Here is a 25,604-nt window from a genome sequence, read left to right as displayed (position 1 = left end):
CTATTGAAAAACAGGGCTATTTTAGGAGATAATTTGATTTTACAAATAAAATAAATTATGTCGGAGTAATTTTCAAATGAAATGCAATATAAAGATTAAAAAAATTAATTAACTTGTAAACTTAAGAAATATAATATATTTTTATGTTAGATTTCGATTTTTTCTAATTTTTGGCATATTTCTTCCAATAAAAAGTCAGCCATTCCGAGATTTACTCGATTATCAAAAAGCAAAACAATATAAACTGGACTTGAGAAGGCTGGAATGTATATTATACGCGAAAAGATTGCATTCTTCTCATTTTGTCGGATAAATTTCTCTCCTTTTATATTATTGTCAGTTCCAACTTTTGTCCTGATTTCAATTTCTCGTAATGCAATATGTAATTCTTCTAATGGTAATGAAGAATAGTATATTTCACCTTTCAATGATAAAAGTGCACCTGCTTCAATATCACCTGAAGAAATTTCTTCTTCGATAAGGTTTTTTATAACTTCTGTTTTTAAATCGGAATAGTCATCTTGCAGATGCATAATTTTATAAAACTTCTCCGATAATTTTGGATTTTCAACCATTTGCTTTGATTCTATTACTTTTTCAACATTGATACAATTATAAAGTGTTAATACAATTCGGTCTAAGCGTTCATTTATCAATAAAATAGAAGATGTATTTTGAGTGATAATTATAAAAATTAAGTCCTGTTGATATCTAAAAAAAACTCGATATTTCCCAATTTCAATAATATTCAATTGTTCTTTAATCACTTGCTGCGAAAATTGCATTATTGCTCCAAAAAAGGAAGTAACTAAAGGATATTCTGAGTCTCGAAATTCTTCAGAAAAATTTTGATAATAAATAGGAACACCTGAAATTTGAACGATGTATAAACAATAATTTTTCAATTATCTCCCTCCCGTTCTAGACGTAATCTGAATAATTCTATGCGAATTTTCATAAGATCTTTTAAAATTTTGGAAGGATTTGCCGTTTGTGCAGTTACTATAAATTTATCATTTCCTTCTATCAAAAATATGCATATTTGATCTGTATCACTAAAGTAATAAATAATCGTCTGTAAATGAGGGGAATCATCTTTACGAGGAAAAGCCAAATTTTGATATCGAAAATATAATTCTACTAATCTACCATTTATTCTTTGCATTTCTTTTTTATCAAAATCAAATTTTGAATCATTTACATATATTATATCGAGTCCTTTAATTTTACCTTTAATACCAACTAAACTAATAAATTTTGATTTAGAACGATGTAACGTATCTTCAAATTGCTGTTCTAAGCATCTTAGCGCTTCTTGTTCCTGTTTTGGAAATAACCTTGAAAGAATTCCCATGAATATAGCCTCTAAATTATAAAAAAAGATATTTTAATCAAATTCTGATTCAAAAATGCAGTGATCACATCCATTCGCAATTAGTTCTTTAGCTTCCATTTCAAAATTGATATCTGGAAAAGCCAGTTTAAATGCTTGATCGAATAGACCTTCTGTGTAATGGCAGAAAAAATCCATATCTTGGATCGGAAAATGTCCTGCTTTTTTATATGGACATGCTTCTAATTGAATCTCTATTTTTTTTCCGTTGATTTGAATTTTCCCTTGATTTGGTCCCAAAATAGGCTCAACGACATGTGTGATTAATAAATCTGCGAATTCTTCCATTGTTGAATATCTTCCTTTCATTTTTGGAACCATTAAATCTGCTGCGGCTTCCCCTACACGACGAAAAATCATTGTTAAAGTTTCAAAGCCTAATGTATCTTTTATCTCCTTTAAACTCATTTGAAAAATATTACTGATGAACTTTAATTGGTTTAATCGATTATTCTTTTTGCTCAATGTAATTCACCTATATCATGAAAATAACTTATTTAATTTATTTGCTGCATCTTCTAATTCTAAACTTATTAGTCCTAAGTTGGGTTCTGGCTTAGTTAGTGTGATCAAAATAACTTTCCCTGTAAAAATAAGAAAGATATTACCTTTGTCGATTTCAACGTTAATGGATTGGAAATTTCCTTTTAACAACTCTCCAGCTGCACGTTTTGATATGCTAAATAAAGCTGATGCCATTGCCCCAATTAGTCGCTCTGATTTTTTATCTTTGTTTATTGATTTTCGTAATGATATTATAATCAAACCATTTGTTCTAACTAAAGCTAATTCTTCTAGATCTGGGGCTCGATTATGCAGCTCTTCTAAAATTTTTTTTGCTTCTTCTAACCGACTCAAAATTCTTCCCTCTTTATATTATTCTATGATGGATTATTAATCATGAAATTTGTGTAAATTTTAACAGGGAAGCAAAATTCTCTTGAATATTTTGGTAATTGTTCCTGTTATACCAATTTTTTTCTGTTAATTTAAATTTTGTTTCCTATATCAATCTGAATGTTGAAAATTGATTTATATAAAATTTATACAGTGATGTACTTAAAAATATTATGGATACCTTTTATTATACCTATCTTAAGTATTCATTTTTGATGGATTTTGAATCGAGTATATATTATTGTCAATGTGTACACAAAAATGGATATAATAAAAAGAATTAAAAAATCGTATTATTATTGATCAAATTTAAAAAATTAATCTCAGCTAATAAATTAAAGATTCCAGAAATCTTCAGAAGTAATTTTCTCTGGGGTTTTTGAAAAAGGGCATACTTGAATACAATTACCACAATCAGTTGAATGTTTAACCCAAATTCCATAACAAGCATTAGTATTCACATACCACTTTCTTACACCCGGATTGTTTGATGTGCATTTTGGTTGAGTTGAGGGTTCATCATCGAATGAAATTGCTTCAGCTTCACATGCTTCAGCACACCGTCTACATCCTTTGCAGTATGCATTAATTTTTTTTAAAAAATCAACATCTGGAGAATCATAAATTAATGGCATATTCGTAAAAACTTTGCACAAACGGACACGTGGCCCCCATTTCTTAGTAATTAGTAAACCATTTCTTCCTTGAGCTCCTAATCCTGCATCAATTGCTAGTGGTATGGATAATCCTGTATCATTTGTAGAAGGAATTGCAAAATAACCAAGATTACGTATGAATTGAGCTATGGTTACGCTGATAGCGGTCATTTGTGAATATCCCCAGCCGACTGAGGCCGTTTCTAAGAATTTGGGCGCACATTGAATTCCTGAAGGATCCATCTCAATTGCAATTATTATTGCATTTTTAACATCAGAAGGTAATTCAATTGATTTCTTTTTTATATTTGCAATTTGTTTCCCATCTATATGAGTAGTTCCTGCAACTTTGGCTGTATTTTTTAATATCCAATTATAATCTATCTTAGTAATTCCCACATCACAAGCCCCAAAAAATTTCGCAGCCCGTTTTATATATTTTGTCAATTCTGCAGGAGGAATTGGGTCTGGAGGCCGAAGAACGATTTCTTTTGGAATATAATCTATATTTGAAGGTTTCGGATTCCATTTGGATGCAAAAGGCATATGTTGATCTATTGTCCAACTAGCGGCATAAAGTGCAAGATCTAATCGTGAATAACCTGGTTCTCCTGAATCAACTAATTTTGTCATATTTGAAACTAAATCCAATCCAAATGAAGGAAATTCCAAATCATATAATGCTCGCATAAAACAGTTATTTTCTTCTGGAAATCTTTGATATTTTGATGGATTTAATTCATATAAATCTGCGCAACTTTGAGCCATTATTTGGATTATTTATCATTATAAAAAAATTTTCTTTCGCATATCCAAGTAATCCTTATATTTTCTGAATAAGCAAGATGATGCGCGATTAGAAAAGAAATGAATGAAAAATAAGGGAAAAAAGAATAATGAAGAAGCAAAGTTTTTTTTCACGTGATTTTGAGTATTTTTTACCTAATTTTATTTTGCAAGTTAATCTTCTTCAGGTTTTTCTTTATCAATCTCGTCTTCATGATTATTCTTATTTTTTTGATCATTTTCATGAATGTGATGGTCGTGATTGTGTTCATGAGAATGATTATGCTCTTCAGATGATGATGTTGGTGCTGGAGTTCGTGGAAATACATCGCTGAACTTTACTGTATCAATATTTTTAAAGTATTCATGAATATCCATCGCAACACCCATCTTAAAATAAATCCCGCCTTGTTGTTGAGCTAATTGGAACATAAGCATTTGAGGGATTTCGATCTCTAATGTTTTTGAATCTTCATCAAGATTGAGTTTAAACTCATCTTTAAGTGATTCCATACCACCCAATCGACGTACTAAAAGAGCTTTTATTTTGTTCTCAAATCCTTCAATTTTTTCTGTCACTTTAATGCGATATTCAATCTTTTTTCCCGCTAAAGGATGATTAAAATCGACAATTAATCTACCTTGATTTGCTCGAAGAACTGTTCCAGAACGTCCCTTTTTATCACGGTAGATGGCACCTGGGTAAGGTTTTTCGCCGTTCATATCTTTGATAAATTGTTTTTGATTGACTTTTTCTATCTTTTTTCCTTCTCTCACACCAAATGCTTCTTCAGGCTCAAGTTGAATAACTTTTTCTTCAAAGAATTTTATTCCTTCAACAATTGCCTCATCGATTTTATCTAGTAGAAATCCTTTTTCGCCAATTATTGCTAATTCATTAGTATATTGATCAGCTTTTTGAGGATCATAATTAGGTAATAATTTTGCATCTTCTGGATTACTCGCTTGAAAAACCATATTTCGTTTTTCATCTTCTTCAATGGTTCTACCTAATATATCAACGTATACCATATCTCCCTTTTGAACTGTTTGTTTCGCTAATTCTTTTTTACGGGCTTCCAAAGCTGCTTTTTTCTCTTTTTCTTCATCAGTTTCGGTATCCACATCAACTACCTTAGTTTCTTCATCAACCATATGCTTTACACCAAATGAGTCCTACTCCTATAAGTAGAACTTTACTCTAGTATGAGCTTAAATTTATTAGTGAAACATTGAATTTTTATTTTTTTATTAAATTGTATCTCATTTATTTTCTTTATTTTTTTAATTTAGAAATGGTAAAAAAGTGATTATAAATTTCTAATATAATGAATCTGATGAATCTGAAGCATTTGAACGATGAGAATCATGAGATGGGGGGGAAATGGCTGTAGAATGGGAAAAAGAAGAAGGACGCTTAGCTAAACAAAATTTAACAGGACATTTTTTCGGTTCCAACTTGTCTGGACAAGCATCACAAATATTACGCATACTAAAGTAATGCTTTAAAAAAACTGGGGCCATTATAATATTAAAAGCGAAAAAAGTATTTAGAAACTTAAAAAAAGGAGAAACTGGAAGAATTTTGTAAATAGAAAACAGTAAAATACCTCCAGATATGCCCATAATTAATTTTTGCGACATTTTTAACAGTTTTTTATGAATCCAATGAAAAAAACTTGGAATATATCCTAAAACAAAACCTATTAATCCAAAAAATAATAAAACAATATTTGGCATCCAATTTTGCAGAAGGATTAAATACCCTAACAAAACCCCAAGAAATCCTGCAGGATATCCTATATAACAACCAATACAAAAATGATATTTACCTATTCTGAATGTATGATCTTGAAAATGAGAACATGGAGGATGATGTGAGAAAAGTGAAATCCAATTTTCTTGTAAATACGCGTATATTCTTAGATTTTTGGAATACTTTATGTTTTTTTTATTCTTTGATTGTTTATTGATATTTAATTGTTCATTAATATCTGATTGTTTAATAATAATTGATTGATTGATGATACTTGTTTTATTAATAATGTTTGATTGACTGCTCCCTCTTGCAGGTTTTAATTGAGAGGATTTTACAGTAATATTTTCTAAAATTTTTATTTTTGATGGATTCTCATCTTTACCCATTCTATATAAGGTAAATTCTTCTCACTTTTAAGTTACATTATAAATTTATAAATATAAAATTAATATTACTATTATGCTCTTTCAATATGGATATGAAGATTCAATAAGTTCTTCAGGAGTAATTATCAGTATTATAATATCAATTATTGTTGCATACACTATCGCAAAGGATGCAAGAACCAGAGGAATAGAACCAACTGGCTATGTAATCTTGACTTGTTGCTGTGGTTGGTGTATTGGAGGGATAGTATACTTAATCGTTCGCTCAAGTCATCCCCCATTGGCTCCAATTGAAGGTGAACCTGGCTTTTCATCGTCTTCCTATCCGGGATACAGGCAATCGGATTCAAACAATTTTTATGGTCGGCCTGATGGGTCTGCGGATAATTTTACAGGGAATTCTTCAGATTCAACTTATCGTCCAAGCTCTGGTATTCCAAAACAGAAGACTTGTAGCATGTGCGGTTCTTTGAACCCAATTGATGCCCGGTTTTGTTCTAATTGTGGATCTAATATGTTCGATCCATAATATCTCTTGTGTAAATTAGTGCGAATAAGTTTTTTTTCTTCCTTTTTATATTAGAAAATTCAATAAAGTCATATGAATATTTTTGCATTGCAAAATAAAAAAAGCTTATAATAATCGAAAAGAATAATGTATTAAGCGCAATGAAATCGCATTCGGACAGTGTTGAAAACCAAGTTAATAGTGCGTATAATCCGAAATATCCCCACTTACGTGCTAATTATGACCCAGATACAAACCGTTATGCAAATTATAGAACTTCCAAAGGATTCCCTTTAGGAGGGATTGGAACAGGGGGATTTCGGATTTTTACTGATGGTGGATTTGGAAATTGGCAAACAAATCATAATTGGTTTCAACCAATTAAAGAGACTAAAGGAACATTTTTCGCACTTTGGATGAAACAAGATGAAACTATGGCGACACGGATTTTAAGACGATCCTATGAGAATTCTTTATTAAATACTGAATATAAGAATATAGATCCAATCGAAAATGTTCTTTTTGAAGGAAAATTTCCCCGTTTTCAGATATTATATGGAGATGCTCGTATTCCTTTAAAAATTGAACTAAATGGATTTACACCTTTTATTCCTCATAATCCCAAAGATTCATCTTTACCTGTATCGATTTTTCGATTTAAAATATCCAATCCAACATATAATCCTATATTTACTTCTTTACTATTTAGTTTTCAAAATATACTGGGAATTGGTGGAAGCGGAGGATCAAAGATCCTTGTTCCTTTTGATGGGCCCGTAAAATACAATAGAACGAATGAAAATTACATTCAAACGTTAGAAAAAGAATTTGGTTCAGGGTTAAAATTTGGAACGACCTTAAAACCTTCAAAAATTGATCCAATGTGCCGCGTTATTGGAGATTATTATGTATTCTGTCATACACCAGATATTCGAACTCAATCTCAGCTTTACATCACCAAATGTCTACAATGGGATGAGTCTGCCGATAGTGCTTCTATTCTCGAGCAATTTTCTGTTGATGGGACACTAGATGAACAAGCAGATCTAAAAGGGCAAAGTGGTGCATTTGCTGTAAAATTCATGGTAGAACCTGAATCAAATATTTTGATTGATTTTTATGTTGTATGGTGGTTACCTCAACATGTAATTGAAAAGAAGCAGCGTATTCGCAAATTAATTAATCAGCACTGGGGTATTGACTATGGGCATTTCTATTTAAACCATTTTCAAACAATAGATGAAATCGCTAAATATATTGTTGATAACCATGATGTGCTTTATACTGAATCATTAGCTCTTGAATATATTTTAACCGATTCAAATTTACCTGCATGGTTGCAGAATTATCTACTGAATTCGATGGATGTGATGGTCACAAATTCAGTTTTCACAAAAGAAGCGAAATATTACACCATTGAAGGCGTACCTTGGGATTGGCCATTTGGTGGATTAACAGGTACTAATGATCAACGACTTTCAAGTCATATATTTCTTTCAATATTCTTTCCAAGTTTAAATGAATCTGAATTATTAACTTTCTTGAATTTATCCGAAAATGGAAAAGTGCCACACGGAAATGGTAATTGTGATATCGCTTTAGGTACCGCTGAGGTCCCTTATGGTCGTCCTATTAAAATGATTAATAAGGGGAAAAGAGAATGGGTAGATTTGACCATGAGCCAAATTTTACAGATGGGGCGATGGATAATAAATGAAGGAAAAATAGACTTTTTAAAAAAACATTGGGATAATTTTTTGATCATGTGGAAATATCTTAAACATGTTTCAATTGATAGTATTCCAGAGGGAATTACTACCTATGATGTAATGGAATTTGGTCGAGGATTCATTTATAGTGCTACATTGTATTTAAGTACACTTCAAATGCTTCATCAACTTGTTTTAAAGATGCAAAAAAATGATACAGAAAATTTAATTATTTATCAAGAAACTGCAAAAGAAATTTATAATTTATATTCGAAAGTTTTGACAAAAATTGAATATGATTTATGGAATGAAAAAGGATATTTCCAAACATCATTTGAAAAAGATACTATTTTTACAGGCGCTTTGGCGGGTGATTGGTTTTCTCGCTATTCTGGTTTAAAACCAATTCTTGAATTTGAAAAAAGTCTTAAAATGAGCCAACTGCAAAGTAAAACTCTGGTAGATTCTCATAAGTATAATTATTATAAAAATCAAGCAACTATGCCTCTTCCCTATTTAGAAGCAAATATTAAAGGAATTGAACAAATTTATCATCATCTTCAAGGTGAGAAATATATGGGTAATTATATATGGCAATCTATTTCTTATCAAGCCTTAGAAGCCATTTACTTAGGCCGAGTAGAAGCTGGAATGCAGATTATTAAAATGATTTTTGATAAAGGTTTCTATGAAGGATACCCATGGGATATGAACTTATTTGGGAGAAGTGGATATACATATATGACTCGACCTGTGATTTGGGGTGTTTTACATGCACTTTCTGGAATGTTTTATGATAGAATTGATGAGAAGCTTATTTTATCACCTAAAGTATATGCAGATGAAGATACTTTACGAATTCCTGTATTTTTTTCACAAGTGTATTTCATGCTTGATTATAATATATTATCCCATGAAGCAAAAATCACAGTTCTTTGGAGTAATATCCATGATAAAGTAATTCGTACAATTATATATAGAGATGTGAAAGGAAAAGATACAAGATTGCCTTTATCACACCCATTTCCTTTAAAAGAAGGGGAATCTTGGGTTGGAATCCTTCCAGATTAATCTTTCAAATAAATCTTTTAATTTTAACCAAATTGTAAGTAACTTTTTTTTTTTGATTTTTGTAGCACGATTTAGTGATAATTTTTTAACTCTTTAGATTATTTTTTTAATTAGAAATCGAATTTATTAATGTATCATAAATTATTTTTCATATTTGCAATTTTCAATTCTTAACTATCCTTTTTCTAATTCTTTTTTTTATTGCACAAATGAACTACAATATTTTTTATTGAGTTTACCTTTTTCTCCCTAGTTTATCGTGACATTATTACACCTTTCTAGATTGTTACAAGGTTTTTAATATGGCTAATAAAGTAAAAACATGGTTCACTGATATTGGGGATCGCATTAAAACATCGGTCAAAATCGATAAAGATGCCCCTTTCTTTTATATCTCATTGTTGATCATCTTTATCTTGGCTGTCATTGTCCGATTATCACCTGTTGTACAAGGAACGTTTCTAATTAAAGCGTTCGATCCATGGTATCAATACGATTCTACAAAGAAGTTAATAGATATGGGATTTTTTAACTGGTTCCATTTTCATGATTACAAGTTTTGGTATCCAGAAGGTGTCGACAGGTTCAATCTGCGTCCAGGATTGTTAATCACAAACGCATTGATCTATAAATTTTTGATTGCATTAGGCTTTAACGTCACCGTATTCCAAGTAGTATATTATTTTCCAGCGGTGATGGGTGGATTAACAGTTGTTGTTATGTATTATTTGGGGAAAGAAGTGTTGGATCGTCGAGCGGGATTGTTGGCTGCGTTCTTTTTAGCATTTTCTCCAGGACATATGCAACGGACAGTGGCTGGATTTTATGATAATGAAACAATTGGAGTATTCGCAATTTTGCTCGAATTCTTATTCTTCATTCGGGCAACAAAATACGGCAGACTTTCAGATGGGTTATTTGCAGGATTAAGTTTAGGATATTTGGCACTAAGTTGGGGAGGTCTATCTTACGGCTTTTTACTCCTTCCTTTGATTGTAGGTGTGTTAATCTTAACAGACAAATATGATAGCAAAGTTTTTATGGCTTATACTACCACTGTTGGTGTTGGATTTCTGTTGTCATCCCTAGATCGGCATTTTAGTTGGAATAAAACATTTCAAGAGACTGAATATGTCGTTTCATTACTATTCTTAGTGTTTTTAATTGCATATCATTATCTTTATGCATTGAAAGGCACCGAACGCTATAAACAAATCCTTACGGCAATAAAATGGTCAATGATTCCGATTTCTGCAGCTGTAGTAATTATATTATGGATTGATCCAAGTTGGTTGCCATTTAATCTTGGTGCAAGATTACAATCAATTATAAACCCAAGTATTAGAGAAGAAATTCATTTAGTTGCTTCTGTCGGAGAACATTCTCCCAGTCCTTGGAGTGTTTATTACTTTAATGCATTAATTCCTGTGTTACTGGTAATTCCTGGGATTTTCTTTGCATTACGTCGTGCAAATATCGAAGATATATTAATGGTAATCTTTGTTATAACTTTATTCTATTTTACAGGAAGTATGGTTCGGATTATATTATTATTTGCACCTGCAATGGCATTAATTGGAGGATATGCTTTATCGACTATTTTAAAATTCTTCGGAAATTTGATGAAGGATCAGCCAACAATCACCCGAAGGCGCAAGCGTCAATTAAAACGAACTTTAGCCAAATCAGAAGGAATTGTTGTTTATTTCATGATTGGGATTTTATTATTTGTTCAAGCAAATCATGCTATCGATATGTCTGCTGATCAATTAGGCTATTCTGAATTGGTTGCTGCAGGGGCTTTCCATGATTGGGAAGAAACATTTACTTGGATGAAATATAATTTAGATAGTAGTACTGTCGTCGTCTCTTGGTGGGATTATGGTTATTGGATTACTACTATAGGAAATGTAACTACAGTAAATGATAACGGAACGTGGAATCAAACGAGAATTGGGCTCACAGGTATGGCGTTTATGCAGACAAATGAACAGTTCAGTGCTGAAGTGTTTAGGGCCTTAAAAGCTGATTACGTATTAGTTTATTTCGGACATTTATTAAACGGATTGGGTGGTGATGAAGGTAAATGGCCTTGGATGCTGCGTATCTGCAATGATAACACCAAATTCTATGAAGGTATGTCAAATATTCCAAAAGATAATTGGTATGGTGGAGATGATTCTGTAGATACAGTGTTTAATGAAGATTATTATGTAAACAGTAGTTCAGGGAAGTATTACGCAAGTTGGTTTAATACTACCCTTGTGAAGTTGATGTTTGCTGATGAAATCACCTCATCTTCTCAGTTATCTGATAATTCACCATATACTGCTCAATATTTAGTTTCAGCTTTAGAAGGTTCTGATTCACAACCTGGAAGAACTGATAGTTATGGGAACCCATGGACCAATTATGATACTGTGAATGGAAATTATCAATTACAGTATTTCACTCCTGCCTATTATTCCATTAATCGATTGGTAAAAGTATTCAAGGTCGATTATGACGCTTTAGATTCAGCTTTTCAAATTAAAGATACTTATATAGATACTAATGGATTAGGGTATGCAATTATTGAAAATACTGGAACAACTTCATTAGATCTCCAACAATTAATTGTAAGTGATAATGTGAATAATTATCCAGTTAATTTTACTGTTGAAGATGCCAATGAAGAATTTGCACCAGGTGATACTCGCTATGTATGGTTTGACTCTACTGAAATTGATCGTGAGCAATTTGGATTAAATGATGGATATCATATTGAAGCTGAAATGAAAGTTTCTGGAAGTACCTCAACATATTCATTTTCAAATACAAGTGTTTCTACTACAGTTGTTTTACCCAAGTTGGGCGCAATTTCTATCGACAAAGGCCAATCATACTTTGAATATACAGGAAGTGATTATTCAACGCATCTAGCTTTGCAAAACACTGGTGAACTTCCATTAGAAATAAACGAAATTCACATTGCTGGTGAAGTATATAATCAAACTCAAATTGAATCAATTCTTGGTCGAAAATTATTGGTTGTACCAAATTCAACAGAAGAAATAGTGTTGGCGGGATTAACTTTACCTATTGCTACTGATTTCAGTCAAGATGCTTCAGTGTCTATTTATACTATTCGAGGGCCTTCTGTACAAAGCATCATTTCACAATCAAATGTGGGATATTCAATCGGGTTTAATCCTTCGATTTTATCTGATCTACCAGAAACTGAGTATCGTTTTGATCAAAGTACTTATCAACCAATTTCATCTTCTCTTTCAAAGAATGTATACGTTAATTATAATAATAATTCTTATCTTTTAGATAACGGTACACTCTATTTGGATATTTCAAATACAGGAGATAAAATGTTCTCTTTGCAGAATATTATCACACCTGATGATACAATTAGTATTTATGACATTCAAAATGCTCAAGGTGAATATGTAAATCCACTTGAAGGAGATAACTATCAACTGTTATTTGTTAATCCAGGTGAAACAAGAAAAATTAGAGCCGAAGTTTCAAACGTTGAATTAAATGAACCGAAATTAATTGCAATTACAGCTACAGTGGATGGACAAAGAGTCACCCGTAATAGCGCTCTCTTTGTTCCTCGTAGTGCCACTCCTAAAGTAGCAATTATTAATTCAACTGATGCACAAAGCTTTGCGTTTACTAATGAGACTGTCCGATTAACCTTAAAGAACATTGGATTTGATCCAATTACACTTGATCAAGTTGTGATTAACGGAACTGAAACAATTGATTTAAATGAAACAATGGTGCGTGAGGGAAGTTTATCTTTATTACCTGACGAAATTGCAGTAATCGAATTTCCAATTTCGACATTTGCAGTTAATTTAACCAATACTCTTTCAGTTCAGGTAAATATCGATGAAGATGTTAATGGATTTAGCGTATCAACTATCAATTCAATACTACCAACAATTGAACCCGTTTTTGCAATAGTTCCTCCTGGTCAAATCTATCCTCACCAAATTGATGAAACTTATGCATCTGTAGGTGATGATTTGATTCATTTGGTTATTCAAGTTGAAAACGAGCAGGTTGTTAATATTGATAGCATTATGTTCTCTTTAACCGGAGACTCAAACGATTATCAATATTTGAATTTAACTGCTGTTGGTGGAATTGATTTGCGTGATGAAGATAATAATCCAATGACTGGTTTGACTTTAACTGGTGGTGTTGCAGATGATACAACGATTCAATTATTCTATTTAAATATTGATCCTAGTATATATGGCATCACTTTAACCCAAGATGAACCAGTTTATCTGAAGATCCGAACACTGGCTGGTTATGAAGCAACAATCACCTTAACTGTGAAGGCTTAAGCTTAATATACCTGTTGTTTGATCTTTTTTTCTTATTTCTTTTCTTTCTATAAAAATTTACTTTATAAATACATATGTTTTGTTCAGATGGATAATTATTATTAAATTAATTACTCGAATTTCCGTTATTTTCCTTTTGCTGTGAGAATTTATTTTATTAAGTTGTAAACAGCTTAACTTTTTGTTTTTATTGGAAAAATTAGAATTTTGAGATAGGATTTAGATTTTCTTTTGCAATAATTATATTAAAAAAATAAATAAATAGGATAAATATTTACAAAAAAGATTTTATTCAAAGATCTAAAAATAAATTCCTTTGAAAGTGTGAAAATAAACTTATTCGCACTTTAATATTAATAATCTTCATCCATCTTTTTGAAAAAGGCTTTTGGATGCAAACACGAAGGACAAATTTCTGGGGGCTCTTCACCATAATGCCAATACCCACATTCAAGGCAGAGCCACCAAACCTTTCCATCTTTTTTGAACATACTTGCTTTTTCTATTTGTTCCAACAGTTTGCGATATCTTTGTTCATGATGTTCTTCAGCTTTTGCAATTGCTCGAATTTGTACCGCCAGTTCGGAAAATCCTTCTTCTTCAGCAATTTTAGCAATTTCTGGATATAGTTCAGAATGTTCGTGATGTTCACCATTAATAGCTGCTCGAAGATTTTCCTTTAGTGAACCTTTAACAACAGGTACTGCTACATTATTTAATTCAAGCATTTCCTCTTTTATATTCAACTTTTGAAACACTTTATGAATCATTCGGTAAAAATTCTTGCCATGAGTTTTCTCATGATCGGCTGTTTCAAGGAAAATATTTCCAATTTGTTCGTATCCTTCTTTTTTAGCAATTTTTGCATATTCTGTATAGCGCATTCTCGCTTGACTTTCGCCTACATAGGCTTGTGCTAGAGCTTCAACTAATCGATTCATATTAATTCACTATTTAGTATCATGTTCAATTTAGTTATAAATATTAGGTTATTAGGAATTGTATCTCTTTAATCAAAGAGTTATTATTTAATATGTCTTTTATTTTATACAGTTGCATCTCCAAAAGTTCGAACACGTTGCCCAGCTAATTCTTGTTCGATCATTTCTTCCATGATTCTTTCACCATTGTCAATAATTATACTGTAAAATTCGTCACCTGAGCCAATTTTTGCATTAATCAATGCTAACTGCGCATTTAGTGAAGCTTTCCATACTAAATCTAAACCTTTGTATATTAAATTAGGTGACCACATTGGTCGCATACTGGCCCACCAAAGCCAGCAAGAATGCAGGGATTGATCGAAAAAATAGCGCGCTGTTTTATAATAATGCATGAAATTTATGTGTGTTTGATAATTGGGCATGTGATAGTCGAGCAATGCCATAAGTTGATAAAGTGCTTTTAGTAATCTGTACTGAAATTTGTGAACTGGATTAAGCGGATGAGCCCAAAGTGGATAAGGAACATTTGAGGCAAGATCAGAAAGTTCTGTACTCCAAGAAGATGGTCGAATTGCTTGAGGTATTTGGGGTCGTTGAGGAAATATCTTACAAAGATCGGAGATAAATACTATTTCAATTTCATCTCTATCTTCAATTAATGAAAAAACTTTGCCTAAAAAGCTCGTCTCATAATATTTATGATGATGTCCAAAGGTTTCTGCATCTTGAGCTGTAATAACATAATAATTGTGTTCTTTATGATCAGGAAACATGGTTAAGAGATGTTCAATGAAACCGTTTGCATCGATGTTTTTAAATGAGATCATGTTGGATATTAAAGTATCTCTAAAAAACGTACAGATCTTTGTTGTATTCGCGCCGTCATGAGAATAATTTTGAGTTTGAATAAAATTTTGGGGCCATTGTCCAGTGTGAGCAATTCCATCCATTATTATCCAATTAAAACCTAGTTCGGACACCATACGAATAACTTTTGTAGAAATTGCCATCTCTGGTGGGAAGAATCCTTTCGGTTGCCAATTTTGATCAAAACTTGCTTGAATTGTCTTTGTATTCAAAGTAATTTGATGTTTAACTTCTGGCTCAGGAATGAGTGGTAAAATTGGATGAAATTTCGCTGAACCTACGAGATCAACGCGCTTCATTTGCATCAAATGTGATAATCTTTCCCTTACATTTTTCAAATCTAATCCATTTAATAGATCAACAAGACATCCTTGAATATTTACCGTTATTTTTGCATTTTCATGTCGTTCTAACATGCTTAGTAGCGGATCATAGCATTCGTTATAGATTTGTTTTAATATTTCTATTTCTTGCCACGGTGGTTGATATGCATGAAGAAAAGGCGCCCAATAAATTGTCATAATAATCACTTTGATAACAAGCATAATTTATTATTAGTGAATAATCAAAATAGAATAAATGCACTATTGAACAAGAGTGCGGCTATTATATTAAATCTAAGATTGCCTAAGAATTCTTTCTTCTTTTCTCAAGTTTTAACCCTATCAATCCCTTTTAAACCCATTTATCAAAAAATAGTCGAAAAGCTTTTAGAAGCTCAAAGCCAAATGAAGAATAGAGAGTGATTAAGATTAATGGAAATTGATTTGGATAACATCCCGCTTGATCAACTCGATCTTACGTTAGTATTTTGGGACGAGATATTAGAGTCAGGATCTTCTGTAGAAGAAGAAGTTCGGATGCAATTATGGAGTTTTCTTTACAATTCGGTTTTAGATGGGCTTGAGAATGATCCTTCAGATGAAGATGATACCCAATTACAAGCACAGATCGATGATTATCTGAAAAGTGAAAAAATGAAAAAATGGATTTCGCAGCAAGCTGAAGAAATTCACAAATTCTTGAATAAATAAATGGATTTTACTTTATTTTGAATCATTCTATTTAATATTTATTAAAGTTCTTTCTATATCAAAGTTCTTTTTATACCTAAGTTCTTTTTATACCTAAGTTCTTTTCATATGTCTTCATATTTTTTTATCTGAGCTTTTCGTCGGGCAACCATTTCTTGTTTAAAAGCATTTAATTCCTTGCTTTGTTCTCTCTTCAAAGCGCGGATTGCCTGTCTCAGCTCTGCTTTGCTTAAATCACCGTCTTTCATGAATTCGCTGAATTGCTGTTTAAATAAGATAAAATCTTGATGCATTTCTGTTTTTGCCTTTTCTTCTGCCGCTTCTTCGTGAGCTAATTCTCGTTTTAAAGCTCTAATCTCCTTTTTATGCTCTTGTTTTAATGCTTTAATAGCTTCTCGGAATTCTTTCTTATTTAGATCTCCATCTTTCATAAATTCTCGAAATCTTTTCTCAAAAAGATGCAAATCTTGCTTTAATTCCTTTCGTTTTTCTTTTACTGGATTTTGTCGCGCACCAAATCCAAAGAGAATCAATGGTAATAATAAAGTTGCTCGTCTTTTCGCCCGCTTTCGTAATAATTCTTGTTCTTCTGGTGTCAAACCTAATTCTTTTGCAACTTGAATACGACGAACTTCTAGTAGTGCGACAATTGCTCCAACATACATAAGACCAACATAACTGAAAAGACCTTGTAAACCTTTAATGGGAAATATTGATGCAAGTATATCAAAGATAACACCTGCAATTAATGGACTGGCAATTGCAGCAGTATGAACAAAAAGGTAGTAATATCCCGTATAAGTGGCAATTTTATCTTCAGATGCCATGTCCCAAACCACTACAAGGAGATTAATGGAAATCACAGTTAAAGAAAATCCTAGAACCAAAACCCAAAGAAGTATTATAAAGAATCGTAATTCAATCTGGAACTGATTCAGCTGAAAAACATTCGCAACTACATCAGGAGAAACTAATGCAAAATATGCCATCGGAATAACTGTAATTCCAAATAAAATTAATCCGAGTAAAGATGCATCACGCGCTCCAATTTTTTTTCCTAATAATCCTGCAGGAACTGCAGAGAGAACTCCAAATAAGCCCAGCGTTCCTAAAACATAATTTGCATGCGTGTCACTAAATCCAAGAATTGAAACTGTAAAAGTACTCAGAAATGATTCGGCTACTTGATATCCGCATTGATTAAGAAAAACTGCAATTAACGCAAATATTAGTGCTTTATTCTTTTCATGACGCAGATTATATAGAATTCTAGACCATCCTTCTGCTGTTTTTTTTGAAACAACATATTTATTTGGGTCCTCGTGCACTGAAAGTATTAAAATCAGCAAGCATACTAACATAATCGCCCCAATTACCCAAAATGCTAAGGAATGATGAATTTGAAATAAATATGCTGAAAGGAATAGCCCTAAAATACTGGCAAATCCTCCTACAACTGAAAGAACACCTGAACCTTCTGATCTATAAGAAGATGGAAGAAAATCAGGAATGAGTGCTAACATAGGAGATTTATAGAATGCCATGGAAATGTTAAAGAAAGTAATTGCTATAAGCAACCAAATCAAAGTTTCCTCAAATGTGCCAATTAGTCCTAGAAAAAAAGCTGAGAGTGGAATTCCAACAATGATAAAGGGCATTCGACGCCCCAAATGCTTTACCCAAATTCTATCTGAGAGTGAACCTACTGCAGGTTGCACGAATAATGCAATTATGTTATCTAACACCATGACAATACCAACAATAGTATTGATTAAACCAGAATTTGGAAAGTGGGCTAAAAAATTTCGGCGAACAAAAAGTGGGACATATATTACGTAAGCACTTAAAGCAATATTCGAACTGAACATTCCAAAACTCATTAGCATGGTCCGAAAGTATGGAAAGCGATCCTTTTCCATAGTATTATTTCAAATAGAAAATGCTAATAACTTATCGTAAAAATGAAAAAATAAAAAAGGATCAAACTTATTTGCACTAATTTACACTACAAATAAGATCTTTTTTATGACAACGGACTCCTATCTTTTACATTTAATTAACAATATATTCCCCTTTGAAGCTATTCATCCATACAATCCATATCTTTATTAATATTTAAAAGAAAGTAAAGTATTATGACAGCAATCATTACTTACGTTTTTGAATGTATTACTACAATAAGTGCATTATTAGCAAGCTTTTTTTTATTAAAAAAAGGTTTCTCTTCAAATGATGCAAAATCAAGCCGCTTTTTGGGTTTTTCTTCATTTTTTTTAGGAATATATGCTCTCTCAACAATAATTTATTCTGTTGCAAATTCTGAGCTGGCAATTATTGTTTTATTAAAAATAGGAATGATTATGATTTGCTTTTCATTACTGTTTCTATTTTACACGATGAAAATATTGATTCACTCGAGTTTTTGGCTAACTACAAATCGTATCTTAAAATATCTTATGCTTGGAATTACAAGTGGAATCGCTCTTCTTTTAGGAATTTCTAACTATATCCAAGTTATAGATGTGCACAACGCGGACACTCATTTTGATCCTATAATTTTTAATATATTTGCAAGTTTTATCGGTATTATTCTAATTTATTCAATATTCACGATTTATTTTCTTGGAGTAAAGAAAACTGAAGGAGATGATAGAAAAAAAATGGTTTTCTTTTTCATAGGATTAATCTTCATGCTGTTTGGATTAATAATTGATGCCATTGGGAACTTTATAGAAAATGAAACCCTTTTTGATTCATTACTATTTGGATTTTTATCCATTGGTAATTTGTGCATTGTTTTTTGTGTTCTTTACAAAAATCAAAAAGAATGTTGAAGTATGGATATATGAAATTTGATGATTTATGATCAAATCCTTTAAGCAAAAAAAACTTATTCGCACAAGATCATCCCATTAGTTAGTTCTTAGAAATTGGTTCAAAACAAATGCAAGATCTTAAGAAAAAAGTAATAAAATCGTATTTCACACTTTGGATGTCATGGTAATTTTTCTATATTTTTCATCTTTGTTAAAGTAATGTGATAGATTTATTTTATGTTGAAGCAAATTAGAATTATGCAAAGGCGAAACGAAATTGCCAGGGATATCCATTTAAATCAACCTAGAGTTAAAATTTACATTGATGGGGCAAATTTTTATCATGGTTTGAAAACTATGGGTAAAAAATACCGAGAATTTCAATTTGATTTTGCTAAGATGGGGATACGATTAACTACAAAGAATCGGCGATTAATTGGTATCAATTACTATTCATCAGCATTTAATCAGCAAAAAAATCCCACTATTTATAGAGAACAGCAAAAATTCTTTTCTCGTTTAAGGAAAGAAAGTATAGAAGTAATTCTTTGCAAAATTCAACATAGAATCGTGAATCCAAATGATTTTATCTTGAGATCAAAAGGAACGATTAAAGGTGATGATATTTCGATAGCTGTTGATATGTTAAGCGATGCTTATGAAGATATTTATGATGTGGGGATTTTAGTCAGTAGTGATGGTGATTTTGTTCCACTTGTTAAAAAATTAATTTCACTTGGAAAGATTGTTGAAATATTGTATTTTGAAGCGCTTAAATCATGGGATCTTATTTGTGCTTGTAAAAACAATCGTGAAGTTTCGAAATCTTTATTGCGGAAATGTTTTATTCCTAAAGAATTATGAAGATCTGATTATATTCTCGAAATTGTAATTATTTTAATCAAATCGTAATTATTAAGCAGATAATCTCGAGATAAAATAAAAAAAAGAAAGAACAAAAAGATCAGCTGGCAGTTATCTGCCTTAAAGGCGAGCTGTTCACCTGAATTATTGAATCATACACCGTTGCAATTTAGCAAAAGTGTTTAAAATCCAGATCAGCTGGTAAATCTCTTTACCTCATAGTGAGCTGTTCACTAATAGATAATTCTTATATTCCTATTTAAAATTATTCCTTTATATTTAAAGTAATAATTTTTTTCGTTAATCAATTAACAATAAGTGTAGATTAGTTTCTAAAGCGTGTATTTTAAATTTTAAATTTGTGCTATTTCTTGAGAAATCTATGATAGAAAAATAGATTAAACTAATTCCCACTTATGCATTTTAGAGATATTATTTATTTTTTGATATTTTACATTATTTGATGTATTTCAGAGTTAAAAAAGATTAATTTAAAGATGATTTTAATTTATAAACACATTTACATATATGAATTACACACATAAAAAAAGCATACTTCTTCATTTGGATATTTTCATTCATATGCGGAAGAAAAAAGAAATGGCATACACATCGTTTATATATATTTGCACATTACTTTTATTCAAATAAAAGTGATTTATTATGATAAGTTATGATGAAATCTCTAAAAAATCATTTCATGGATATATCTGGATTTGGATCTCTCAATATATTTCCTTGATTGGCTCAAACATAGTATCATTTGCTGTAATATGGTATTTAACCCTAAGGACAGAGTCATCATTTATTCTATCTCTTGCTTCTATTGCATCTATCGTTCCAATGATTTTGGTTGGACCATTTGCAGGAGTAATTTCTGATCGTGTGAATAAAAATACTGTGCTCATCCTTGCAGATTTTATTCAAGCTTTAGGAACCTTTGTCTTAATTGTTCTTTTTTATTTAAATCTCGCCCAATTATGGCACATCATTGCTTTATTAGCTGTTCGGGGAACGTGTCAAGGATTTCAAATGCCTGTAGCAATTTCAATTACATCCTTAATGGTTCCTAAAGAAAAAATTAAATTTGTGAACTCATTAAATCAAATTTTATCATCCTTGATGAATATCGCAAGTCCCGCTATCGGGGCTGTAGCTATTGCAAGTTTCTCTATTGAACAAATCTATTGGTTGGATGTATTTACTTTTATTCCTACTGCTATTGTTCTATTAGTTATTCAAATTCCTTCAGTTCGATCAAAATCAAATTCTTTCACACAAGAATCTGCGATAATAAATAATTCTTCTTCAGAAGTATCTGATATGAGTACTAATCATAATAAAAAATCCTTCAAACAAGATTTTAGAGAAGGATTTAATTATATCAAAAAATCAGGATTATCTCCTGTTTTTGTAATGTTTGCTTTAGCAAATTTTATTGTGGTACCTGTTTTTACCTTGTTTCCCCTTTTTATCTTAGAATATCATAATGGAGGTGCTTCTGAATATAGCTGGGTAGAAATTTTATTCCAAGTAGGGTTAATTTTTGGAGCTATTTTATTAATGCTATCAAAACGACAAGGCTCAATGAAATCGGTGATTATTTCAGGAATGATGCTTTCTGTGGTGCTTTTAGGATTAGCTCTTGTTCCTCGCGGTTGGTTTTGGTTGTTCTTTATCATATGTTTTATAATGGGAATTAATCTCGCATATATTGATACTCAACTAATTTCTGTTCTCCAGACTACAATTCCAAAAGATTTACAGGGAAGAGTGTTTGCTACAATGTTCACCCTTATCAAAGCTATGAATCCAATTGGCTTAATAATTTGGGGATTAATTGGTGAAATGATTCCTGTGGTGTGGATTTTCTTAATATCTCCTTCGATTTCATTAGTTGTATATTTTCTACTTATTAAATTCACTAAAATGATGCATTATGATGAAAAAAGTAAAAAAGAAGATTTAAATACTAACGAGATTGATCTAGTGGATGAATCAGAATTTATTAGAAGTAACATTTCAAAAGAAGAAGTAAAACCCCTAGTAGAATAAGTGATTTAGCAGATTTTTTTTCTCTATTTTCTCAATTTACAATACTCTATTCATTTAGGAGCAAATGAATGCGAATAAGTTTTATATTTTCATATTTTTTAGAAATAATTTTCTTGTTATTTTCGTTCAAAGTTATGAGTCATTGTGCAAAAAAAGGGCACTTTAACTTCATAATTTGCTTATTTGTGGGTATATGCACCCATTTTTTCAATTTTCCACTTTTTTGGTTGAAAAATTTAAATGGCAACCGTTTTTGATTTCCCTATAGTGATATACTATGGGTTGGAAAATTCTTTCAAAAAAATTTTTAAATAACGAGCAATCCGTGTTTGAAATGGTCGTTGAGGCTCCTGATATGGCAAAAAAGGCTCATGGGGGAAATTTTGTAATACTTCGACTGACTGAACATGGTGAACGCTTTCCATTAACTGTTGCTGATTACGATGTTGAAAAAGGCACAATCACCATTGTTGTAATGAAGATAGGAAAAAGTACTACTGAATTATCATTAATGGAAGCTGGAGAAGAAATTCTTGATTTCGTTGGTCCTTTGGGCAAGTCAGCACATATTGAAAAATATGAGCATCCAGTTGTTTTAGTTGGTGGTGGTGTTGGTATTGCTCCTATTTTTCCACAAGCTAAAGAGTTTAAAGCAGTAGGAAACCATGTAATTGTTATTTTAGGTGCAAGAACAAAAGATCTACTTTTCTGGGAAGATAAATTTCGTCAAGTTGTTGATGAAGTAATTGTTACCACCGATGATGGTTCTTACGGGAAAAAAGGTTTTGTTACTGATAGATTAAAAGAATTAATGGAAAACAAACCGCTTTCGCATGTAATTGCCATTGGACCAATCATCATGATGAAATTTGTTGCTCGATTAACTAGTGGTCAAGGAGATCTACCAAAAATACCAACCACTGTTTCTCTTAATCCTATAATGGTAGATGGAACAGGGATGTGTGGCGGTTGTAGATTTTTGACATTGGATGGGCAAGCTAAATTTGCATGTGTGGATGGTCCTGATGTAGATGGGCATAATGTAAATTTTGATAATCTTATTGCTCGAAATAGTCGATTTCAACGCGTAGAACATGAGCGCTTAGAGAAATTCGAGCATGAATGCAAATTATTAGCAATGGCTGATAATGCTGAAGGAGAATGCAAAGAATAAGGGAGAATGTCCTTAAATTATAACAAAATAAAATAAAAAAAAGGAAAATGAATAGAATGAATGGAGGAAAATCAATGAGAAAATATCAAATTATAAAATCACGTAACCTAATGCCTCAACAAGATCCTCATGAAAGAGCGCATAATTTTAGCGAAGTCGCATTGGGATATACTGAAGAAATGGCTATTAAAGAAGCTAATCGTTGCATTCAATGTAAAACCCGACCATGTGTGAAGGGTTGTCCTGTCGAAGTTCCCATACCAGAATTTATTGCAAAAATCAGCACTCATGATTTTGAAGGTGCAATTGATAAAATAAAAGAGAAAAACGTTCTCCCAGCTATTTGTGGGCGCGTTTGTCCTCAAGAAACTCAATGTGAAGCAAAATGTACTCTTGGAAAAATTACAGGATCAGAACCTGTAGCAATTGGAAGATTAGAACGCTTTGTGGCTGATTGGGAACAACAAGTAAAGAATATTGGAGAATTTGATGAAGGCGCATGCGTCGATTTAAGTGGAAATCCTAAAGTGGCCGTCATCGGCGCGGGACCTGCTGGACTCACGTGTGCTGGTGAGTTGGCAAAATTAGATTATGATGTTACTATTTTTGAAGCCTTCCATAAAACAGGTGGTGTATTAGTTTATGGAATTCCCGAATTTCGATTACCAAAGAAAATTGTTAGAAAAGAGATCGATAATCTACGCGAATGTGGGGTAAAAATAAAACTAGATGCTGTTGTAGGAAAATTATATACATTGAAAGATTTGGAGGCTCAAGGATTTAAAGCATTCTTTATTGGAGTAGGGGCTGGATTACCTATCTTTTTGAATATTCCTGGTATTGAACTTAATGGTGTATTATCTGCAAATGAGTATCTCACACGTGTAAATTTAATGAAAGCGTATGATCCTTCCTATGATACGATGGTTGATTCAGGTAAAGTAATTGCTGTTCTTGGTGGTGGAAATGTTGCTATGGATTCTGCGCGCACTGCTTTACGACTTGGTGCTGAAAAAGTAATTGTTGTATATCGCAGAAGCGAAAAAGAAATTCCTGCACGGCGCGAAGAGTTCGAACATGCTGTTGAAGAAGGTATTGAATTTCACTTTTTACGCAATCCTACCAAGATTATTGGAGATGAAAAGGGTTTTGTAAAAGAAATGGAAGTTATCAAGATGGAATTGGGTGAACCTGATGCTTCTGGCCGACGCAGACCTATTCCTATTTCAGGTAGTGAATATACCATACCGGTGGATCTTGTTATTATGGCAATTGGAACCCGTGCTAATCCATTACTTACTCAGAATATTCCCAATCTGAAATTAAACAAATGGGGATATATTGAAGTAAATAAACATATGCAATCTTCCATTCCAAATGTATTTGCTGGAGGGGATATTGTAACAGGAAGTGCTACAGTTATCTCTGCAATGGGTGCAGGAAAAACTGCTGCTAAAGGGATCCATAAATTTTTACAAGGTAAACTGAGCGATTCTTAAAAAATTAGGTCTTTCTACTTTTTTTCTTTAAGTATTATCGATAATTCTTTCTTTTGATTATCAATATATTATAATTATTCTAATATTATTTTGCCTTTTTTTTTGTGTTCTTTTTAAAAGCAATTACTTATTTACATGAATGAGCTAATTGATCACGATCAAAATGTCTGAATTACCACAAAAAAAAGAAGATGAAAAAGAAGATCCTGATTTATATTCAAATGGAAAGCTTGTTCGGCATATTAAAAAGAAGATATTAATTCTTGGTGAAGGTGGTGTTGGTAAAACTACATTACTTTATCGATATATAAATAATGTATTCATCGATTCAACAAAGATGACTATTGGTAGTGATTTTTTTATTAAAAAGATAAGAACTGTCGATGAAGAATATGAAAATCGCTTAACTCTGCTTCTCTGGGATTTTGCGGGTCAAAACCGTTTTAGATTTATTGTAAAAGAATATACTAAAGGCGCTGAAGGTGTTATTCTCGTATTTGATTTGGTAAGATTAAATTCATTACAAAGACTGCACAATTGGATTGAGATTTTAAAGGAAGGAGGAATTTGGGGAAACCCAAATGTTAAATTCTTTCTGGTTGGAACAAAAAGTGATTTAATTGGAAATGGTTATTCAAAAATTCCTGATAGTTTCATAGATAATTTTCAGGAAGAATTTAGTATTAACAAATATTTCGAAACCAGTGCTAAAAATGGAGTTGGAATAGAAAAACTTTTTGAAGAAGTCGCTCAAACTATGATTGGGAAAGAAAACGAGAAATAAAATAAGTTCTTTCTTCTTCTTTTTTATTTTTTTTTTTGCTTTACTTCTTT

The 25,604-nt window shown here is 31.8% G+C and carries 20 protein-coding genes; 10 read left to right on the top strand and 10 right to left on the bottom strand.

Features of this window, described 5'->3' with window-relative positions; translation table 11 throughout:
• Positions 1–146: 146 nt before the first annotated feature.
• From ACXLDF_RS04325 to ACXLDF_RS04295, 7 genes are all read right to left on the bottom strand, one after another.
• A complete protein-coding gene (locus ACXLDF_RS04325) occupies positions 147–905 on the bottom strand; it encodes a hypothetical protein (protein ID WP_457557267.1) in 759 nt (252 codons plus the stop codon).
• On the bottom strand, positions 902–1,354 hold the full coding sequence (locus tag ACXLDF_RS04320; protein WP_457557266.1) for a hypothetical protein: 453 nt from the start codon (positions 1,352–1,354) through the stop codon (positions 902–904). The genes ACXLDF_RS04325 and ACXLDF_RS04320 overlap by 4 nt, the downstream gene beginning before the upstream one ends.
• A gap of 33 nt (positions 1,355–1,387) precedes the next feature.
• The gene (locus ACXLDF_RS04315; protein ID WP_457557265.1) at positions 1,388–1,858 is read right to left on the bottom strand and encodes a hypothetical protein; all 471 of its coding nucleotides are present in this window, start codon (positions 1,856–1,858) and stop codon (positions 1,388–1,390) included.
• 15 nt (positions 1,859–1,873) lie between these two features.
• Entirely contained in the window at positions 1,874–2,251 is a 378-nt protein-coding gene (locus ACXLDF_RS04310; RefSeq protein WP_457557264.1) for a roadblock/LC7 domain-containing protein, read from the bottom strand.
• 374 nt (positions 2,252–2,625) lie between these two features.
• Positions 2,626–3,714 carry a reductive dehalogenase gene (locus ACXLDF_RS04305; protein ID WP_457557263.1) on the bottom strand — a complete coding sequence of 363 codons (1,089 nt, stop codon included), beginning with the start codon at positions 3,712–3,714 and terminating at the stop codon, positions 2,626–2,628.
• A 192-nt stretch (positions 3,715–3,906) separates the two neighbouring features.
• On the bottom strand, positions 3,907–4,887 hold the full coding sequence (locus tag ACXLDF_RS04300; protein WP_457557262.1) for an FKBP-type peptidyl-prolyl cis-trans isomerase: 981 nt from the start codon (positions 4,885–4,887) through the stop codon (positions 3,907–3,909).
• A gap of 165 nt (positions 4,888–5,052) precedes the next feature.
• Positions 5,053–5,877 (bottom strand): hypothetical protein, encoded by an 825-nt coding sequence (locus tag ACXLDF_RS04295; protein ID WP_457557261.1) that lies wholly within the window; start codon positions 5,875–5,877, stop codon positions 5,053–5,055.
• Between the two features lie 73 nt (positions 5,878–5,950).
• Here ACXLDF_RS04295 and ACXLDF_RS04290 point away from each other — a divergent pair, with 73 nt between their 5' ends.
• The 3 genes from ACXLDF_RS04290 to ACXLDF_RS04280 all read left to right on the top strand — a co-directional run bounded on the left by ACXLDF_RS04290 (position 5,951) and on the right by ACXLDF_RS04280 (position 13,517).
• The gene (locus tag ACXLDF_RS04290) at positions 5,951–6,406 is read left to right on the top strand and encodes a zinc-ribbon domain-containing protein (RefSeq protein ID WP_457557260.1); all 456 of its coding nucleotides are present in this window, start codon (positions 5,951–5,953) and stop codon (positions 6,404–6,406) included.
• 140 nt (positions 6,407–6,546) lie between these two features.
• Positions 6,547–9,165, top strand: a complete 2,619-nt coding sequence (locus ACXLDF_RS04285) for a GH116 family glycosyl-hydrolase (protein ID WP_457557259.1) — start codon at positions 6,547–6,549, stop codon at positions 9,163–9,165.
• A gap of 302 nt (positions 9,166–9,467) precedes the next feature.
• Entirely contained in the window at positions 9,468–13,517 is a 4,050-nt protein-coding gene (locus ACXLDF_RS04280) for an STT3 domain-containing protein (RefSeq protein WP_457557258.1), read from the top strand.
• A 353-nt stretch (positions 13,518–13,870) separates the two neighbouring features.
• On the opposite strand, the gene rbr is transcribed toward ACXLDF_RS04280, so the two are convergent.
• Positions 13,871–14,458 carry a rubrerythrin gene (gene rbr, locus ACXLDF_RS04275; protein WP_457557257.1) on the bottom strand — a complete coding sequence of 196 codons (588 nt, stop codon included), beginning with the start codon at positions 14,456–14,458 and terminating at the stop codon, positions 13,871–13,873.
• A gap of 104 nt (positions 14,459–14,562) precedes the next feature.
• Positions 14,563–15,849 carry a hypothetical protein gene (locus tag ACXLDF_RS04270; protein ID WP_457557256.1) on the bottom strand — a complete coding sequence of 429 codons (1,287 nt, stop codon included), beginning with the start codon at positions 15,847–15,849 and terminating at the stop codon, positions 14,563–14,565.
• Between the two features lie 234 nt (positions 15,850–16,083).
• Between ACXLDF_RS04270 and ACXLDF_RS04265 the strand changes: the two genes are divergently transcribed.
• Positions 16,084–16,362, top strand: a complete 279-nt coding sequence (locus ACXLDF_RS04265) for a hypothetical protein (RefSeq protein WP_457557255.1) — start codon at positions 16,084–16,086, stop codon at positions 16,360–16,362.
• Between the two features lie 104 nt (positions 16,363–16,466).
• Here the strand turns inward: ACXLDF_RS04265 and ACXLDF_RS04260 are convergent, their stop codons facing one another.
• On the bottom strand, positions 16,467–18,281 hold the full coding sequence (locus ACXLDF_RS04260; RefSeq protein ID WP_457557254.1) for an MFS transporter: 1,815 nt from the start codon (positions 18,279–18,281) through the stop codon (positions 16,467–16,469).
• A 216-nt stretch (positions 18,282–18,497) separates the two neighbouring features.
• On the opposite strand from ACXLDF_RS04260, the gene ACXLDF_RS04255 reads away from it, so the two are divergent.
• The 6 genes from ACXLDF_RS04255 to ACXLDF_RS04230 all read left to right on the top strand — a co-directional run bounded on the left by ACXLDF_RS04255 (position 18,498) and on the right by ACXLDF_RS04230 (position 25,554).
• On the top strand, positions 18,498–19,196 hold the full coding sequence (locus ACXLDF_RS04255) for a hypothetical protein (RefSeq protein ID WP_457557253.1): 699 nt from the start codon (positions 18,498–18,500) through the stop codon (positions 19,194–19,196).
• Positions 19,197–19,436: 240 nt separating this feature from the next.
• Positions 19,437–20,042 (top strand): LabA-like NYN domain-containing protein, encoded by a 606-nt coding sequence (locus ACXLDF_RS04250; protein WP_457557252.1) that lies wholly within the window; start codon positions 19,437–19,439, stop codon positions 20,040–20,042.
• 663 nt (positions 20,043–20,705) lie between these two features.
• The gene (locus tag ACXLDF_RS04245) at positions 20,706–22,097 is read left to right on the top strand and encodes an MFS transporter (RefSeq protein ID WP_457557251.1); all 1,392 of its coding nucleotides are present in this window, start codon (positions 20,706–20,708) and stop codon (positions 22,095–22,097) included.
• A 277-nt stretch (positions 22,098–22,374) separates the two neighbouring features.
• Complete coding sequence (locus ACXLDF_RS04240; protein ID WP_457557250.1) at positions 22,375–23,271, top strand: sulfide/dihydroorotate dehydrogenase-like FAD/NAD-binding protein; 897 nt, start codon at positions 22,375–22,377, stop codon at positions 23,269–23,271.
• A gap of 74 nt (positions 23,272–23,345) precedes the next feature.
• Positions 23,346–24,770, top strand: coding sequence for an NADPH-dependent glutamate synthase (gene gltA, locus ACXLDF_RS04235; RefSeq protein ID WP_457557249.1), 1,425 nt, complete (start codon positions 23,346–23,348; stop codon positions 24,768–24,770).
• Between the two features lie 163 nt (positions 24,771–24,933).
• Positions 24,934–25,554, top strand: coding sequence for a Rab family GTPase (locus tag ACXLDF_RS04230; RefSeq protein ID WP_457557248.1), 621 nt, complete (start codon positions 24,934–24,936; stop codon positions 25,552–25,554).
• Positions 25,555–25,604: the final 50 nt, after the last annotated feature.

The sequence above is a fragment of the Candidatus Harpocratesius sp. genome (assembly GCF_054039255.1).
This window is presented reverse-complemented; position numbering and strand designations above follow the sequence as displayed.